The 15,452-nt window shown below is 67.0% G+C and carries 16 protein-coding genes; 14 read left to right on the top strand and 2 right to left on the bottom strand.

Going from position 1 to position 15,452, the window contains the following annotated elements; genetic code table 11:
- Positions 1 to 8: 8 nt before the first annotated feature.
- A complete protein-coding gene (locus GGQ96_RS18065; protein ID WP_184116782.1) occupies positions 9 to 1,226 on the bottom strand; it encodes an NADP-dependent isocitrate dehydrogenase in 1,218 nt (405 codons plus the stop codon).
- Between the two features lie 150 nt (positions 1,227 to 1,376).
- Between GGQ96_RS18065 and GGQ96_RS18060 the strand changes: the two genes are divergently transcribed.
- Positions 1,377 to 2,099: a phosphatidylserine decarboxylase gene (locus GGQ96_RS18060; protein ID WP_184116781.1), complete on the top strand. Its 723-nt coding sequence runs from the start codon at positions 1,377 to 1,379 to the stop codon at positions 2,097 to 2,099.
- A 46-nt stretch (positions 2,100 to 2,145) separates the two neighbouring features.
- Positions 2,146 to 2,955: a CDP-diacylglycerol--serine O-phosphatidyltransferase gene (gene pssA / locus GGQ96_RS18055; RefSeq protein WP_184116837.1), complete on the top strand. Its 810-nt coding sequence runs from the start codon at positions 2,146 to 2,148 to the stop codon at positions 2,953 to 2,955.
- On the opposite strand, the gene GGQ96_RS18050 is transcribed toward pssA, so the two are convergent.
- Positions 2,894 to 3,118, bottom strand: a complete 225-nt coding sequence (locus GGQ96_RS18050; RefSeq protein WP_246360709.1) for a hypothetical protein — start codon at positions 3,116 to 3,118, stop codon at positions 2,894 to 2,896. The genes pssA and GGQ96_RS18050 overlap by 62 nt on opposite strands.
- Positions 3,119 to 3,498: 380 nt before the next feature.
- On the opposite strand from GGQ96_RS18050, the gene rpsB reads away from it, so the two are divergent.
- The 12 genes from rpsB (at position 3,499) to rpmE (ending at position 15,251) form a co-directional block, all read left to right on the top strand.
- Complete coding sequence (gene rpsB / locus GGQ96_RS18045) at positions 3,499 to 4,317, top strand: 30S ribosomal protein S2 (RefSeq protein ID WP_125993150.1); 819 nt, start codon at positions 3,499 to 3,501, stop codon at positions 4,315 to 4,317.
- Between the two features lie 85 nt (positions 4,318 to 4,402).
- Complete coding sequence (gene tsf / locus GGQ96_RS18040) at positions 4,403 to 5,347, top strand: translation elongation factor Ts (protein ID WP_184116780.1); 945 nt, start codon at positions 4,403 to 4,405, stop codon at positions 5,345 to 5,347.
- A 388-nt stretch (positions 5,348 to 5,735) separates the two neighbouring features.
- Positions 5,736 to 6,464, top strand: a complete 729-nt coding sequence (gene pyrH / locus GGQ96_RS18035; protein ID WP_184116779.1) for a UMP kinase — start codon at positions 5,736 to 5,738, stop codon at positions 6,462 to 6,464.
- On the top strand, positions 6,464 to 7,021 hold the full coding sequence (frr, locus tag GGQ96_RS18030; RefSeq protein WP_184116778.1) for a ribosome recycling factor: 558 nt from the start codon (positions 6,464 to 6,466) through the stop codon (positions 7,019 to 7,021). Before pyrH ends, frr begins: the two co-directional genes overlap by 1 nt.
- 64 nt (positions 7,022 to 7,085) lie before the next feature.
- Entirely contained in the window at positions 7,086 to 7,808 is a 723-nt protein-coding gene (locus tag GGQ96_RS18025; RefSeq protein WP_184116777.1) for an isoprenyl transferase, read from the top strand.
- Positions 7,809 to 7,891: 83 nt separating this feature from the next.
- Positions 7,892 to 8,647, top strand: a complete 756-nt coding sequence (locus GGQ96_RS18020; protein ID WP_184116836.1) for a phosphatidate cytidylyltransferase — start codon at positions 7,892 to 7,894, stop codon at positions 8,645 to 8,647.
- Positions 8,644 to 9,801 carry a 1-deoxy-D-xylulose-5-phosphate reductoisomerase gene (locus GGQ96_RS18015; protein WP_184116776.1) on the top strand — a complete coding sequence of 386 codons (1,158 nt, stop codon included), beginning with the start codon at positions 8,644 to 8,646 and terminating at the stop codon, positions 9,799 to 9,801. The genes GGQ96_RS18020 and GGQ96_RS18015 overlap by 4 nt, the downstream gene beginning before the upstream one ends.
- Positions 9,798 to 10,940, top strand: coding sequence for a M50 family metallopeptidase (locus GGQ96_RS18010; RefSeq protein WP_184116775.1), 1,143 nt, complete (start codon positions 9,798 to 9,800; stop codon positions 10,938 to 10,940). The genes GGQ96_RS18015 and GGQ96_RS18010 overlap by 4 nt, the downstream gene beginning before the upstream one ends.
- Positions 10,941 to 11,059: 119 nt before the next feature.
- The gene (gene bamA, locus GGQ96_RS18005; RefSeq protein WP_184116835.1) at positions 11,060 to 13,780 is read left to right on the top strand and encodes an outer membrane protein assembly factor BamA; all 2,721 of its coding nucleotides are present in this window, start codon (positions 11,060 to 11,062) and stop codon (positions 13,778 to 13,780) included.
- Positions 13,780 to 14,424 (top strand): OmpH family outer membrane protein, encoded by a 645-nt coding sequence (locus GGQ96_RS18000; RefSeq protein WP_184116774.1) that lies wholly within the window; start codon positions 13,780 to 13,782, stop codon positions 14,422 to 14,424. The genes bamA and GGQ96_RS18000 overlap by 1 nt, the downstream gene beginning before the upstream one ends.
- Positions 14,421 to 14,897 (top strand): 3-hydroxyacyl-ACP dehydratase FabZ, encoded by a 477-nt coding sequence (fabZ, locus tag GGQ96_RS17995; RefSeq protein ID WP_184116773.1) that lies wholly within the window; start codon positions 14,421 to 14,423, stop codon positions 14,895 to 14,897. Before GGQ96_RS18000 ends, fabZ begins: the two co-directional genes overlap by 4 nt.
- Before the next feature lie 123 nt (positions 14,898 to 15,020).
- The gene (gene rpmE, locus GGQ96_RS17990) at positions 15,021 to 15,251 is read left to right on the top strand and encodes a 50S ribosomal protein L31 (protein ID WP_125993141.1); all 231 of its coding nucleotides are present in this window, start codon (positions 15,021 to 15,023) and stop codon (positions 15,249 to 15,251) included.
- Positions 15,252 to 15,452 lie beyond the last annotated feature (201 nt).

The raw sequence follows: 15,452 nt of genomic DNA, 5'->3' as shown, positions 1-15,452 counted from the left end.
GGCATCGGTCAGGCGTTCGCCATCTTCGCTTCGAGATTGACGCGAACCTGCTCGAAGAACTGCTCGGTCGTCATCCATGGCTGGTCCGGGCCGATCAGGATCGCGAGATCCTTGGTCATGTGACCGTTCTCGACCGTCTCGATGCAGACGCGCTCCAGCGTCTCGGCGAACTGGGTCACCTCGGGGGTGTTGTCGAACTTGCCGCGATACTTGAGGCCGCCGGTCCAGGCGAAGATCGACGCGATCGGGTTGGTCGAGGTCGCCTTGCCCTGCTGGTGCTGGCGGTAGTGGCGGGTGACGGTGCCGTGCGCCGCTTCGGCTTCCACGGTCTTGCCGTCCGGGGTCAGCAGCACCGAGGTCATCAGGCCAAGCGAGCCGAACCCTTGCGCCACCTGGTCCGACTGCACGTCGCCGTCATAGTTCTTGCAGGCCCAGACGAATTCGCCATTCCACTTGAGCGCCGAGGCGACCATGTCGTCAATCAGGCGATGCTCGTAGACGATGCCGGCTTCCTGGAACTTGTCCTTGAACTCGGTCTCGAACACCTCCGCGAACAGGTCCTTGAAGCGGCCGTCATAGGCCTTCAGGATCGTGTTCTTGGTCGACAGGTACACCGGCCACTTCAGGTTCAGGCCATAGTGCATCGAGGCGCGCGCGAAGTCGCGGATCGACTCGTCAAGATTGTACATGCCCATCGCGACGCCCGACGAGGGGAAGTCGAACACCTCATGCTCGATCTCCTGGCCGTCCTCGCCCGTCCACTTCATGGTCAGCTTGCCCTTGCCGGGCACCTTGAAGTCGGTGGCCTTGTACTGGTCGCCGAAGGCGTGGCGGCCGACGACGATTGGGTGGGTCCAGCCCGGGATCAGGCGGGGCACGTTCTTGATCACGATCGGCTCGCGGAACACCACGCCGCCCAGGATGTTGCGGATCGTGCCATTCGGCGACTTCCACATCTTCTTCAGGCCGAACTCCTCGACGCGGGCCTCGTCGGGGGTGATCGTCGCGCACTTGACGGCGACGCCGTACTTCTTGGTCGCTTCGGCCGCGTCGATCGTCACCTGGTCGTTGGTGGCGTCGCGGTTATCGACGCTCAGGTCGTAATAGGCCAGCTCGATGTCGAGATAGGGCTTGATCAGCCGCTCGCGGATCCATTCCCAGATGATCCGGGTCATCTCGTCGCCGTCGATCTCCACGATCGGCGTGTTCACCTTGATTTTGGCCATTATCGCTTCCTTGGGAAAGTGGATGGGCAGGCGTCTAGGATGTGTGCCGGGCGACCGCAATGCCCGTCCGACCGACCGCGCCGCGCCTCCAGTGCGCCGGGCGGGGCGTTCGTGATTGTCACATGGATGCCACAGCGGTAGGAGAAGCCGATGCCATCCCTCGAAAAACCGCCGGTCGTGACGACCACCGTCAAGTGGCGCTTCCCGGCCGTCCATCCCGAAGGGCGGAAATACACCGCCATCGCGCTCGGCATCACCCTGCTGTTGACGATCATCAGCAAGGTGCTGTTCTGGCCGATGCTGGGCGTCACCGCCTGGGTCGCCACCTTCTTCCGCGATCCGATCCGCACTACGCCCCAAGGCGAGGGGCTGATCGTCGCGCCGGCCGACGGGCTGGTGACGATGATCCAGCGCGTGCCCGTCCCGCGCGAACTGGTCGCGGAGCTGGGAGATGCGCCGATGGTGCGCGTGTCGATCTTCATGTCGGTGTTCGACGTGCACATCAACCGCACCCCGATCGCCGGCACGATCCGCCAGGTCGTTTATATCTCCGGCAAATTCTTCAACGCCGACCTCGACAAGGCGTCGGACGAGAACGAGCGCCAGCATTTCGTCGTGGAAGGGCGCGATGGCCGCCGGATCGGCTTCACCCAGATCGCCGGGCTGGTGGCGCGCCGCATCGTCGCCTTCGCCAAGCCCGGCGACATGGTCGCGGCGGGGCAGCGGATCGGCCTGATCCGCTTCGGCAGCCGCGTCGACGTGTTCCTGCCCGATGATTGCGCTCCGCAGGTCGCGCTGGGTCAGCGGTCGGTCGCGGGCGAGACGATCATCGGCCGCGTTGGCGGCGTTGCCGTGCAGGGCATTGCGCAATGAGCCGCCGCCGGTGACCGACCCGTCCTATGATCCCGGCGACCAGCCGATGCCGTCGCGCCGCAGTGGCGGTTTCCGTCGCCCACGTGGTGGCATTCCGCTCCGTGCGGTCGCGCCCAACGCTGTCACCGCGCTGGCGCTGTGCTCGGGCCTGTCGGGCGTGCGGTTCGCGATCGGCCATGATTTCGAACGCGCCGTGGCGATGATCATGGTCGCGGGCGTGCTCGACGGCATCGACGGTCGCATCGCGCGGTTGCTACACGGTGAGAGTCGGTTTGGCGCGGAATTGGACTCGCTGTCCGACGCGATCAGCTTCGGCGTGGCGCCGGCGCTGATCCTCTATCTCTGGTCGTTGTCCGCCTTCCCGCGCTTCGGCTGGATGGCGGCGCTGGTGCTGGCGGTCTTCTGCGCATTGCGGCTCGCTCGGTTCAACGCGCTGATCGACGAGAAGGAACAGCCGCACAAATCCGCCGGATTCCTGACCGGCGTGCCCGCGCCGGCCGGGGCGGGGTTGGCGCTGCTGCCGCTGATGCTGTCCCTGTGGGTCGACGCGCCATTCCTGTCGTCGCCCTATTTCGTCGCGCCCTGGGCGATCTTCATCGCCCTGCTGATGGTGTCGAGCATCGCCACCTTTTCGTGGAAGTCGCTGCGGCTACGCCGGAATATCCGGTTCGAGGCGTTGGCGCTGGTGGTGCTGCTGGGAGCAGCCCTCATCACCTTGCCCTGGCCGACGCTCAGCCTGGTCGCGTCGCTTTACCTGCTGCTCATCCCGTTCAGCATCGTCAGCTATGAACGAGTCAAGCGGCTTCGTGCAGCCGGCGCAGGGCCGCGGGAGCCGGGGCCGACGCCCAGCGTCTGACAGCGATGCGTCGCTCCGCCAGCGCCAGTTGGTGCAGCGGCGCATAGGTGCTCTCGCCATGTCCCATCGCCAGACGGACGATTCGCCGCCACTGCGGGCCGATCGCCATTGCGATCACCGACACGGACAGGGCCAATGCGCCCGCGAACACCAACATGCTCATTATTGCCACCATGTCCGCCTCCCGTATCGCATCAGTCGACCGTCGACGGATGCTAACCTACAAACCAGAGTGGGGGTTCCTGGGTGCGTGTACACCTAGGTTGTCGCGATCCGATAAACCGGGCCGCTGGTGCGGCGTGGCGAATCCCGTTCCCCTGATGAAGCGGTTATGTTCCATCTTCGTTCCATGTGTCAAGCACCTGGAACAAAGCCGGATCATCGGGCTGCCGGACCGGTGAGGACCGAGGCGGTTGCGTTTCGGGCGATGTTCGACTAAGCGGCCCGCCTCAACCCCGCATGGGAAGCATCACACACCGGTGCGCCTGGCTTCGAGCCGCCGCGTCATCCGCTTCCCAGAGGAACAACCGGAAGGAAATCACTATGGCGGCTCCTGTCGTCACCATGCAGCAGCTCATCGAGACCGGCGCGCACTTCGGCCACCAGACCCACCGCTGGAATCCGAAGATGAAGCCCTACATCTTCGGCGACCGCAACGGCGTCCACATCCTCGATCTGTCGCAGACCGTGCCGCTCTTCGCGCGCGCGCTGGAATTCGTGTCGCAGACCGTGGCGCAGGGCGGCAAGGTGCTGTTCGTCGGCACCAAGCGCCAGGCCCAGGAGCCCGTCGCCGATGCCGCGCGTCGCGCCGGCCAGCATTTCGTCAACCACCGCTGGCTGGGCGGCATGCTCACCAACTGGAAGACGATCTCCAACTCGATCAAGCGCATGAAGGCGCTGGAAGAGCAGCTGTCGGGTAACACTGCCGGCCTCACCAAGAAGGAAGTGCTGCAGCTCACCCGCGAGCGTGACAAGCTCGAACTGTCGCTGGGCGGCATCCGCGACATGGGCGGCATCCCGGACGTGATGTTCGTGATCGACGCCAACAAGGAAGAGCTGGCGATCAAGGAAGCCAACACGCTGGGCATCCCGGTCGTCGCGATCCTCGATTCGAACGTGTCGCCGGACGGCATCGCCTTCCCGGTGCCGGCGAACGACGACGCCAGCCGCGCCATCCGCCTGTACTGCGAGGCGATCGCGATCGCCGCGACCCGTGGCGGCCAGGAGCAGCAGCAGCGCCGCGGCGTCGACATGGGCGCGATGGCTGAGCCGCCGTCGGAAGCGGCGCTGAGCACCGACCCGATCGTCGGCGACGCCAATGCGGACCAGGCGGTCGAGGCCGAGCGCCAGATCGACGCATAATCGTCACAGACGGCTTCTAGCGGGCGGGGCAGGGCGGAACGCTCCGCCCCGCCCGCACTCACATTCGGACAAGAGGATCAGTAACATGGCCGATATCACGGCAGCGATGGTCAAGGATCTGCGCGAGAAGAGCGGCGCGGGCATGATGGACTGCAAGAAGGCGCTGAACGAGACCGCCGGCGACATGGACGCGGCGATGGACTGGCTGCGCACCAAGGGCCTGGCGGCCGCCGCCAAGAAGTCGAGCCGCACCGCGGCCGAGGGCCTGGTCGGCGTCGCGACCTCGGGCACCCGTGGCGCCGCGGTCGAGGTGAACTCGGAGACGGACTTCGTCGCCAAGAACGACCAATTCCAGCAGTTCGTCCGCGAAGTGACCGAGATCGCGCTCGCCAGCGGCGACGATATCGAGGCGCTGAAGGGCCAAGCGATGCCGTCGGGCAAGACCGTCGAGGAGACGCTGACGAACAACGTCGCGACGATCGGCGAGAACCAGTCGCTGCGCCGCTCGAAGCGTCTGGAAGTGAGCAAGGGCGCGGTCGTGTCCTATGTCCACAACGCGCAGGCGCCCGGCATGGGCAAGATCGGCGTGCTCGTCGCGCTCGAGTCCGAGGCGTCGGACGAGGTGCTGCAGTCGCTCGGCAAGCAGCTGGCGATGCACATCGCCGCCGCGTTCCCCAAGGCGCTGAACGAGGCGGACCTGGACGAGGCCGAGATCGAGCGCGAGCGCGCGATCGCGACCGAGAAGGCCGCCGAGTCGGGCAAGCCTGCCGACATCATCGCCAAGATGGTCGAGGGCGGCATCGCCAAGTACCGCAAGGAGCATGCGCTGGTCAGCCAGCTGTTCGTGATGGACGGCAAGACCAAGATCAGCGACGTCGTCGCCAAGGCGGGCAAGGATGCCGGCGCCACCATCGTGCTGAAGGACTATGTCCGTTTCCAGCTCGGCGAGGGCATCGAGAAGGAAGCCTCCGACTTCGCCGCCGAGGTCGCGGCGGCTTCCGGCGTGCCGCAGGCCAAGCCGGCGGCGTAACGCTTTCGCTCCGCCCTTCACGGGTGGAGCCGAGGGTTCAAGGGCGGGGGTGGCTTGGCGGCCGCCTCCGCCCTTTTCTCTTTTGAGGCGTGCCTCAGGCGGAGATGCGGAGGCTCGAACAAGGGGAGCGGATTTTCTTTTCCTTCTTGTTCCCCGGCGAAGGCCGGGGCCTAGTTGGAAAGGTGATTGATACGGAGCGATGCCCTGCATCACCATCGTCCCCCAACCGGGTCCCGGCCTTCGCCCGGGAACAGGAGGAGAGAGGAGGTCCATCTTCTGCACCGATCCTCCACGCCATCTCCCGCACCTGACCATCGCGAAGCGGTTGCCCCGCCAGCGGCGCGCGCCTAAGGTCCGCGCCGCTTCCACCCCCGACAAATCGAGCCGCATGACCGCACCGCGCTACAAACGAATCCTGCTGAAACTCTCGGGCGAGGTCCTGATGGGCGAAGGTGGCCTGGCCATCGATCCCGTTATCACCGCCCGCGTCGCCCAGGAGATCGCCGACGTCCGCGCCCAGGGCTATGAACTGTGCGTCGTCGTCGGCGGCGGCAATATCTTTCGTGGCCTGTCCGCCGCCGCCAAGGGTATCGAGCGGGCGACCGCCGACTATATGGGCATGCTCGCGACCGTGATGAACGCGCTCGCCGTGCAGAACGCGCTGGAGCAGATCGGCGTCGACACGCGCGTCCAGTCGGCCATCCCGATGGCCAGCGTCTGCGAGCCGTTCATCCGCCGCCGGGCCGAGCGCCACCTGGAAAAGGGACGCGTGGTGATCTTCGCCGCCGGCGTCGGTTCGCCCTTCTTCACCACCGATTCGGGCGCGGCGCTGCGCGCCGCCGAGATGAAGTGCGACGCGCTGTTCAAGGGCACCAGCGTCGACGGCGTCTACGACGCCGATCCCAAGAAGGTGCCGGGCGCGACCCGCTACGACACCGTCAGCTTCAACCGGGTGCTGTCCGACGACCTGAAGGTCATGGACGCGTCCGCCGTGGCGTTGTGCCGCGATAACAACATCCCCATCGTCGTCTTCAACATCCGCGAACATGGCAATTTCGCTGCCGTGCTGTCGGGGAATGGCATTTCGACGACCGTACAGACCCAGGAGAACAAGTGATGGCTGCCTATGACAAGGCCGATATCCAGCGCCGCATGACCGGCGCGGTCGAATCGCTGCGCCACGATCTGGGCGGCCTGCGCACCGGCCGCGCCTCGACCACCCTGCTCGATCCGGTGACGGTCGAGGTCTATGGCAGCCATATGCCGCTCTGCCAGGTCGCCACCGTTTCCGCGCCCGAGCCGCGGATGCTGTCGGTGCAGGTCTGGGACAAGTCGAATGTCGGCCCGGTCGAAAAGGCGATCCGCTCGGCGGGCCTGGGCCTCAACCCGATCAACGACGGCCAGACGCTGCGTCTGCCGATCCCCGACCTGACCGAGGAGCGCCGCAAGGAACTGGCCAAGCTGGCCAGCCAATATGCGGAGAAGGCCCGGATCGCCGCGCGCAACGTGCGCCGCGACGGCATGGACAGCCTGAAGGCCGACGAGAAGAAGAACGTCTTTGGCGAGGACGAGCGCAAGCGCCACGAAACCGAGCTGCAGAAGATCACCGACGCGACGATCGCGGACATCGATTCGGTGTCCTCGTCGAAGGAAAAGGAAATCCTGGGCAAGTGATCGCGGCAGCGCGTCTCTACGGGCGTCGTCCCGGCCGCGGCCCGGTCGCGGCGGGGGCGGCAGCATGAGCTCCGCGCCCGCGTTCGCCGTCGTGCCGCAGGGCGGGGCGGTGCCGCGCCATGTCGCCATCATCATGGACGGCAATGGCCGCTGGGCCAAGCAGCGCCACCTGCCACGTCTGGCCGGGCACAAGGCGGGCGTGGAGGCGGTGCGCCGCGTCACGCGCGCCGCCCGCACGATGGGGATCGAGGCGCTGACGCTCTACGCCTTCTCCTCCGAGAACTGGCGGCGGCCGGCCCAGGAGGTGGGCGACCTGATGGGGCTGCTGCGCCTCTTCATCCGGTCCGACCTGGCCGAGCTCGCGCGTGAGAACGTCCGGTTGCGCGTGATCGGGGACTATCGCGCCTTTACGCCCGATCTGGTCAAGCTGGTCGACGACGCGATCGCGCGCACGGCGGGCAATACCGGTCCGTTGCTGGCGATCGCGCTGAACTACGGGGCGCAGGCCGAATTGGCGGCGGCGGCCCGGCGCGCGGCGGCGAAACTACAGCCTGAGCAGATCGACGAGGCGGCGATCGCGGCCGAGCTGGAGACGGTGGACCTGCCGCCGCTCGACCTGATCATCCGGACCTCCGGCGAGCAGCGCCTGTCCAATTTCCTATTGTGGCAAGCGGCTTATGCGGAACTCCTGTTCGTCGATACGCTCTGGCCGGATTTCGATGGCGAGGCGCTGGCGGAGGCGGTAGCGGTGTTCGGCCGACGCCAACGCCGCTTTGGAGGCTTGTGACCCCGATCCCCGATCTGCCGCCCGGCCTGCTGCCCGACACGCCCGACTCGAAGCTGCGGACCCCCTCCAACCTGCGGCTGCGCATGATCGCCAGCGTCGCGATGATCGCGGCGGCGATGCTTGCGCTGGTGCTGGGCGGAGTCGCCTTCTGGTTGCTGACCGTAGTGGTAGCGTTGTTCATGATGGCGGAATGGGCGGACCTGAGCGGCGTCGATGCCCGCGCCAAGCGGATGGGGCAATTTGCGCTCAGTGTACCGCTGGCGGTGATGGCCCCGGCTTCGCTGGTGCTGGAGGTGCACGACTTCTTCTCGCTCGGCTTGCTGTTCGGCGCGGCTTTCTTCCTAGTGATCGTCACCAACAAGCGGCGGCTGGCGCTCGGCATCCTCTATTGCGGATTGCCGGTGCTGGCGCTGGTCGCGCTGCGGCGGCAGGAGGACGGGCTGGTCTATGCGCTCTGGGCGATGGCGCTGGTCTGGGCAAGCGATATCGGCGCCTTCTTCGCCGGGCGGACGATCGGCGGCCCCAAGCTGGCGCCCCGGATCAGCCCGGCGAAGACGTGGTCTGGTCTGGTTGGCGGCGTCGCGCTGGCGACCCTGTTCGCCGCCGCCATGCACGGTGCCTATGACCTGCCGTGGCGGCTGGTCGCGGCGACGCCGGTGCTGGCGGTGCTGGCACAACTGGGCGACCTGTATGAAAGCGCGCTCAAGCGGCGGGCCGGCGTCAAGGATTCGGGCCATATCCTGCCCGGCCATGGCGGGGTGATGGACCGGCTGGACGGCGTGGTGCCGACCGCGCCCGTCGCCGCGCTGCTCGTGATCCTGCCGCAGCTCCTGTCATGAAGACCGTCTCCATCCTGGGTGCGACCGGCTCGATCGGGACTTCGACGCTCGACCTCGTCGAGCGCGAGCCCGACCGATTCCGGGTCCGCGCGCTCACCGCCAATCGCGATGTGGCCAAGCTTGCCGCCGCCGCCAAGCGCACCCGTGCCGAAGTGGCGGTGGTCGCGGACGAGTCCTGCCTGCCCGCCCTGCGTGACGCTCTGGCCGGGTCTGATATTGCGGTGGCGGGCGGCCGCGCGGCGGTGATCGAAGCGGCGGCGCGGCCGGTCGATTGGACCATGGCCGCGATCGTCGGCTGTGCGGGGCTGGAGCCGGTGATGGCCTCGGTCGCGCAAGGCACGACGGTGGTGCTCGCCAACAAGGAGCCGCTGGTGTCGGCGGGCGAGGTGATCCTGGCCCATGCCGAGACGCATGGTGCGACGCTGCTGCCCTGCGACAGCGAGCATAACGCGATTTTCCAGTGCCTGGCTGGGCAGGACATGGCCGATGTCCGCCGCATCATCCTGACCGCGAGCGGCGGACCGTTCCGCACCGCGACGCTCGACGCGATGCGCAGGGTGACGCCGGCGCAGGCGGTGGCGCACCCCAATTGGTCGATGGGCGCGAAAATCTCCGTCGACAGCGCGACGATGATGAACAAGGGGCTGGAGCTGATCGAGGCGGCGCGCCTGTTCCCGATCGACCCCGACCGGATCGAGATCGTCGTCCATCCCCAGTCGGTGATCCACAGCCTGGTCGAATATCGCGACGGGTCGACATTGGCGCAGCTCGGCCCGTCCGACATGCGCGTCCCGATCGCGCATTGCCTGGCCTGGCCCCGGCGGATGGCGACGCCGATGGCGCCGCTCGACCTCATCGCGATCGGCCGCCTGGAATTCGAGGCGCCCGATCCGATCCGCTTCCCGGCGCTGGCCCTGGCGCGCGCGGCGCTGGATGCGGGCGGCGCGCGGCCGGCGATCCTGAACGCGGCGAACGAGGTCGCGGTGGCGGCGTTCCTGGCCGGGCGGATCGGCTTCCTCGAAATTGCCGCAATCGTATCGGATACGCTGGAACGCTACGACCCGCCCGCGCCGGCGACGCTCGACGCGGTGCTCGCGATCGATGCCGAGGCGAGAAGGCAGGCGACGGCAGGCCTGAAGGATGCTGCAGCTTGATCGATGCCCCTGGTATCCCCCTGACGTTGATCGCCTTCGTGGCGGTGATCGGCCCGCTCGTGTTCATCCACGAAATGGGCCATTATCTCGCCGGCCGCTGGTTCGGGATCAAGGCGGACGCGTTCTCGATCGGCTTCGGCCGTGAGGTGGCGGGCTGGACCGACCGGCGCGGCACGCGCTGGAAACTCGGCTGGCTGCCGCTCGGCGGTTATGTGAAATTCGCCGGCGACATGAACCCGGCCAGCCAGCCCAGCGCCGAGTGGCTGTCGCTGCCGCCCGAGGAGCGTGGCCGCACCTTCCAAGCCAAGCCGGTATGGCAGCGCGCGATCGTCGTCGCGGCGGGGCCGCTGGTCAATTTCCTGGCCGCGATCCTGATCCTGGCGGGTTTCGCCTATCTCTACGGGGTGCGCACCGCGCCGCCGGTGGTCGGCGCGGTGGTGCAGGGCAGCCCGGCCGCGGCCGCGGGCCTCGCGCCCGGCGATCGCATCCTGTCGATCGACGGCCGGCAGATGGATGATTTCGGCGATCTGGCGCAATATGCGATCCTGCGCCCCGGCGCGACCGTCACCGCCATGGTGGTGCGCGGCGACAGCGAGGAGGCGGCCCGGCCGCTGACCCTGACGATCGGCGAGATGCGGCAGAGCGATCGGTTCGGCAACCAGTTCCGCATCGGCCGGCTCGGCATCGCCAGCCCGCCTGCGCGCTACGAACCGGTGTCGCTGCTGCGCGCGCCCGTGGAGGGCGCGGCGCAGGTGGTGGCGATCGTCCGCTCGACCATCGACACGCTCGGTCAGATCATCACCGGACGGCGCTCGGTCGACGAACTGGGCGGCCCGCTCCAGATCGCCAAGGTGTCCGGCGAGCAGATGACGCTCGGCTGGCCCGCTTTCGTGTGGCTGATCGCGATGGTGTCGATCAATCTCGGGTTCATCAACCTTCTGCCAGTGCCGATGCTGGATGGCGGGCACCTGTTCTTCTATGCGATCGAGGCGGTGCGGCGACGTCCGGTCGGCCCGGCGGCGCAGGAATGGGCGTTTCGCGGCGGTCTGGCGGCGCTATTGGCCTTGATGATCCTCGTGACCTTCAACGATCTGGGCAAGTTCGGCCTGTGGCGTGGTCTCGCCGGCTTGATCGGGTGACCGGACTCGGGCAGGGGCCGGATCGGCTGGGGGTCGCTTTTCTGTTTTCTCGGGGTGGGTGCGTGACGAATAACGGTTCCAAGGTCGCGGCGATCGGCGCGACGCTGCTGGCGACGACCATGCTGGCCGGCGCGCCGGTGCTGGCGCAACGTGCCCCGGCCCAGCCGCGCGGCGGCGCGGCGGCGCGCGAGGCGCAGGGTCCGCGCGTCTCCATCCCCCAGGGCACGCCCGCTGCCCCGCAGGGAGTCGCGCCCGACGCTGCCGGCGTGATCAAGTCGCTTCGCGTCGAGGGATCGCAGCGCATCGAGCCGGAAACGGTGCTGTCCTATACCAAGCTGCGCGTCGGCATACCCTATACGGCGGAAACGCTCGACCAGGCGCTGAAGGATCTGCAGGCGTCCGAACTGTTCGCCGACTTCTCGATCTCGGGGGTCGAAACCGGCAATATCGTGCTCCGCATTCGCGAGAATCCGATCATCAACCGGGTGATCCTGGAGGGCAACAAGGCGATCAAGAGCGACAAGATCCAGAAGGAGATCAAGCTCGCGCCACGCCAGATCTTCACGCGGACGGCAGTGCGCGCCGATGTGTCGCGCATCATCGAGCTCTATCGTCGCCAGGGCCGCTTCGCTGCCGTGGTCGAGCCGAAGATGGTCAGCCTGGACCAGAACCGCGTCGACATCGTGTTCGAGATCACCGAGGGCGCGAAGTCCAAGGTCCGTCAGATCAACATCCTGGGCAACGAGCAGTTCAGCGACGACGAGCTGCGCGGCCAGATGGCGACCAAACAGTCGCGCTGGTTCCGCCTGTTGTCGTCCAACACCAGCTACGACCAGGACAGGCTGAACTACGACCAGCAGAAGCTGCGCCAATTCTACCTGACCCAGGGCTACGCCGATTTCCGCGTGACGTCGGCAGTGGCGGAGCTGACGCCTGACAAGCGGGACTTCATCATCACCTATGTGGTCGAGGAGGGCAAGCGTTACAAGTTCGGCGACGTGACCGTCGACAGCGAGATTCGCGACTTCGACAACAAGGCGCTCGCGGCCGGCCTGCCGATGAAGAAGGGCGACTGGTACAATGCCAAGATGGTCGAGGATTCGGTCGACAAGCTGAGCCAGACCGCCGGCCTGTTTGGCTATGCCTTCACCGACGTGGAGCCGGAGTTCCAGCGCGATCCCGAGACGCTGACGATGGGGATCAACTTCCATATCGGCCAGGCGCAGCGCACCTATGTCGAGCGGATCGACATCAACGGCAACACGCAGACGCAGGACAAGGTGATCCGCCGCGAGATGCGGCTGGCCGAAGGCGACGCGTTCAACGATTTCCAGATCAAGCGGTCTCAGGACCGCATCAACTCGCTCGGCTTCTTCCAGGACAAGTTCGAGATCAAGCGCAGCCCCGGCTCCGCGCCCGACCGCATCCTGCTCGAAGCGCCGGTTGAGGAGAAGCCGACCGGGCAGCTCCAGCTTTCGGCCGGCTATTCCAGCCTCGAGCGGTTCATCATCCAGGCCAACATCTCGCAGCAGAATTTCCGCGGCAAGGGCCAGGAACTGCGCCTGGGCGTCAATTACTCGGCCTATTCCAAGTCGGTCGAGGCCGGCTTCACCGAACCCTATCTGTTCGACAAGAACATCGCGGTCGGCGTCGACGTGTTCCGGCGCGATTACAACGCCTTCAACTATAATCTGAACGGCGACCGCAACACCACCTACAACCAGGTGTCGACCGGCTTCCAGGTCCGCTCCGGCGTGCCGCTGACTGAATATTGGTCGCTGTCGGGCCGCTATGGCCTGTCCTATGACGAGGTCGGGCTGGATGCCAGCCTGCTCAACAACGGGCAGTGCGATCCGGCGCAGGTCGGCCGCTATCTCTGCGAAGCGCTGGGCAATCGCTGGACCTCGTCGATCGGCACGTCGCTCCTCTACAACAGCCTGAATTCGGGCCTGCGGCCGACCGCCGGTCACAGTCTGTCGTTCAGCGTCGACTTCGCGGGCCTGGGCGGCGACGTCAAATATATCCGTGGCCAGTTCAAGGGCGCCAAATATTGGGGCCTGGGCAAGGGCTTCGTCTTCTCGACGCTGGGCGAGGGCGGCTATATCCACGCGCTCCAGAAGAGTCCCGGGCCGGGTGTCGATCCGGTGCGGATCATCGACCGCTTCTACCTGGGCGAGCCCAACTTCCGCGGCTTTGACATCCGCGGCGTCGGTCCGCGCATCGTCCGCACCAGCCTGACCGGCGATCCGGTGGCGGGCACGCAGCTGCTGACCACCGATCGCAACAGCATCTTCGACGACGCGCTGGGCGGCCGCGCCTACTATCTCGCGCGCGCCGAGCTGGAGATCCCCTTGGGCTCGGGCGCGCGCGAACTCGGCCTGCGGCCGTCCATCTATGCGCAGGTCGGCAGCCTGTTCGGCATCACCCGGCCATTGCCGACGCAGCAGTTCGAGCAATATATCGATCCCAAGACGGGCAAGCCGGGCGTCAATGCCGATGGCTCGCCGACCTTGCTGGGCCAGATCGTCAACTACACCAACAGCTATACCGACGCGAACGGCGCCGCCGCGACGCGGATCACCAGCTGCCCGGTCGGCTATGCGGATCCGACCGTCGCCGGCTCGACCTGCGTCGGGACGACGGTCAACACGGCGAACCGGTCCACCCCGTTCGTCGAGGACTTCCTCGGCAATTCCGCCAAGCCGCGCCTGACGGTCGGCTTCGGCGTCAACTGGACTTCGCCCTTCGGCCCCTTGCGCATCGATATCGCCAAGGCGCTGATCAAGCAGAAGGGCGACGACAACAAGCTTATCACCTTCAACGTAGGGACGCAGTTCTGATGACCCGTTTCAAGACGCTTCTTCTCGCGGCCGCGCTGGTCGCTCCCGTTGCGGCCCCGGTGGCGGCGCAGGCGCAGACCGTGGCGGTCGCCAACCCCGAGCAGGCGATCGGCGCGTCGCGGGCCTGGGCCACCGCCCGCACGCAGATCGAGACGACCTACAAGGCGCAGCTCGACCAGGCCGAGGCGCGTCGCCAGGCGGTGGGCAAGGAACTGCAGCCGCTGGTGACCGCGTTCAACACCGCGCGCGCCGCACCCAATGCCAACCAGGCGTCGCTGCAGCAGCAGGCCGCGACGATCCAGGGTCGCGAGCAGGCGGCGCAGGCCGAAATCCAGCGCATCACCCTGCCGGCGCAGCGCGCCCAGGCCTATGCGATCGAGCAGATCTCGGCGAAGCTGCCCGACGCGGTGCAGGCGGTGGTGCGCGCGCGCAACGTGTCGATGCTGGTCCGTCCCGACGCGGTGCTGTTCGCCGCGCCGACCGCCGACGTGACCAGCGCGATCACCACCGAGCTGGACCGCCTGGTCCCGACCGTCAGCGTCACGCCGCCCGCCAACTGGCAGCCCGGTCAGCAGGGCGGTGCCGCCGCTGCTGCCCCCGCCGCCGCTCCCGCCGCGCGTCCGGCGCAACCCGCCGGCCGATGAGCGAGACGGAGACGGCCGCCGTGCTCGGCCCGCTGGACGTCACGCGGGTCATGGCGGCGATCCCGCATCGCTATCCGATGCTGTTGGTCGATCGTGTAGAGGAACTGGTCCTCGACACGTCGATCCGCGCGGTCAAGGCGGTGACGATCAACGAGGGCTTCTTCCAGGGCCATTATCCCGGCCGCCCGATCATGCCGGGCGTGCTGATCGTCGAGGCGCTGGCGCAGGCCGCCGGAGTCCTGGCGGTGGAGAGCCTGGGCCTCGCCAATTCGGGCAAGCTCGTCTATTTCATGACGATCGACGGCGTGAAGTTCCGCAAGCCCGTGGAACCGGGCGTGCTCCTGCATCTGGAGGTCGCATTCGTCCAGAAGCGAACCCGCGCCTGCAAGTTCGCCGGCGTCGCCAAGATCGATGGCGTGGTGGTGGCGGAGGCGAACTTCACCGCGATGATCGCCGATCCGCCCGCCGCCTGACGGGCGGGGGAGTTCACCCGCCTGATCGGCAGGCGATCGATCATTGCCATTTCGGGCGCGTCCGTGTAGGGCGCGCCCTTCTCTTTCAGGCTGGTCGGAACCAGCCATGCCAGGAGCATCACCATGAAGGCCGATACCCACCCCGATTATCACATGATCAAGGTCCAGATGACCGACGGCACCGTGTACGAGACCCGCTCTACCTGGGGCAAGGAAGGCGACACGATGACGCTCGAGATCGATCCGCTGGCGCATCCGGCCTGGACCGGTGGTCGCGGCCAGATGCTCGACGCGGGCGGCCAGGTCGCGCGCTTCAACAAGCGTTTCGGCGGCGGTCTCACGCTGCGCAAGTAAGCGCGCGGGCGGTCCGCTGCGGCGGATCGACGTCAACCGAACGGCAAACGGCCGGCGTCCCCGCGACGCCGGCCGTTTTCGTTCATGTGGGTCCGCCTCGACTGTTTAGAGCGTTTTCCGATCAGTCTGCATCGTATCCGGCTTTGGCGAAGTAGTTGGCACACTCCTGTGGCGAGTACAGGTCGAGGATGTGGCCGATGG

This window comes from Sphingomonas abaci (assembly GCF_014199625.1).
In the GTDB taxonomy this organism is placed as follows: Bacteria; Pseudomonadota; Alphaproteobacteria; order Sphingomonadales; family Sphingomonadaceae; genus Sphingomonas; species Sphingomonas abaci.
This window is presented reverse-complemented; position numbering and strand designations above follow the sequence as displayed.

What these genes read in the sequence shown, in the direction of transcription:
- GGQ96_RS18065 (WP_184116782.1), bottom strand. Translation starts at nt 1,226, where the DNA reads ATGGCCAAAATCAAGGTGAACACGCCGATCGTGGAGATCGACGGCGAC.
- GGQ96_RS18060 (WP_184116781.1), top strand. Translation starts at nt 1,377, where the DNA reads ATGCCATCCCTCGAAAAACCGCCGGTCGTGACGACCACCGTCAAGTGG.
- pssA (WP_184116837.1), top strand. Translation starts at nt 2,146, where the DNA reads ATGCCGTCGCGCCGCAGTGGCGGTTTCCGTCGCCCACGTGGTGGCATT.
- GGQ96_RS18050 (WP_246360709.1), bottom strand. Translation starts at nt 3,118, where the DNA reads ATGAGCATGTTGGTGTTCGCGGGCGCATTGGCCCTGTCCGTGTCGGTG.
- rpsB (WP_125993150.1), top strand. Translation starts at nt 3,499, where the DNA reads ATGGCGGCTCCTGTCGTCACCATGCAGCAGCTCATCGAGACCGGCGCG.
- tsf (WP_184116780.1), top strand. Translation starts at nt 4,403, where the DNA reads ATGGCCGATATCACGGCAGCGATGGTCAAGGATCTGCGCGAGAAGAGC.
- pyrH (WP_184116779.1), top strand. Translation starts at nt 5,736, where the DNA reads ATGACCGCACCGCGCTACAAACGAATCCTGCTGAAACTCTCGGGCGAG.
- frr (WP_184116778.1), top strand. Translation starts at nt 6,464, where the DNA reads ATGGCTGCCTATGACAAGGCCGATATCCAGCGCCGCATGACCGGCGCG.
- GGQ96_RS18025 (WP_184116777.1), top strand. Translation starts at nt 7,086, where the DNA reads ATGAGCTCCGCGCCCGCGTTCGCCGTCGTGCCGCAGGGCGGGGCGGTG.
- GGQ96_RS18020 (WP_184116836.1), top strand. Translation starts at nt 7,892, where the DNA reads ATGATCGCCAGCGTCGCGATGATCGCGGCGGCGATGCTTGCGCTGGTG.
- GGQ96_RS18015 (WP_184116776.1), top strand. Translation starts at nt 8,644, where the DNA reads ATGAAGACCGTCTCCATCCTGGGTGCGACCGGCTCGATCGGGACTTCG.
- bamA (WP_184116835.1), top strand. Translation starts at nt 11,060, where the DNA reads ATGCTGGCCGGCGCGCCGGTGCTGGCGCAACGTGCCCCGGCCCAGCCG.
- GGQ96_RS18000 (WP_184116774.1), top strand. Translation starts at nt 13,780, where the DNA reads ATGACCCGTTTCAAGACGCTTCTTCTCGCGGCCGCGCTGGTCGCTCCC.
- fabZ (WP_184116773.1), top strand. Translation starts at nt 14,421, where the DNA reads ATGAGCGAGACGGAGACGGCCGCCGTGCTCGGCCCGCTGGACGTCACG.
- rpmE (WP_125993141.1), top strand. Translation starts at nt 15,021, where the DNA reads ATGAAGGCCGATACCCACCCCGATTATCACATGATCAAGGTCCAGATG.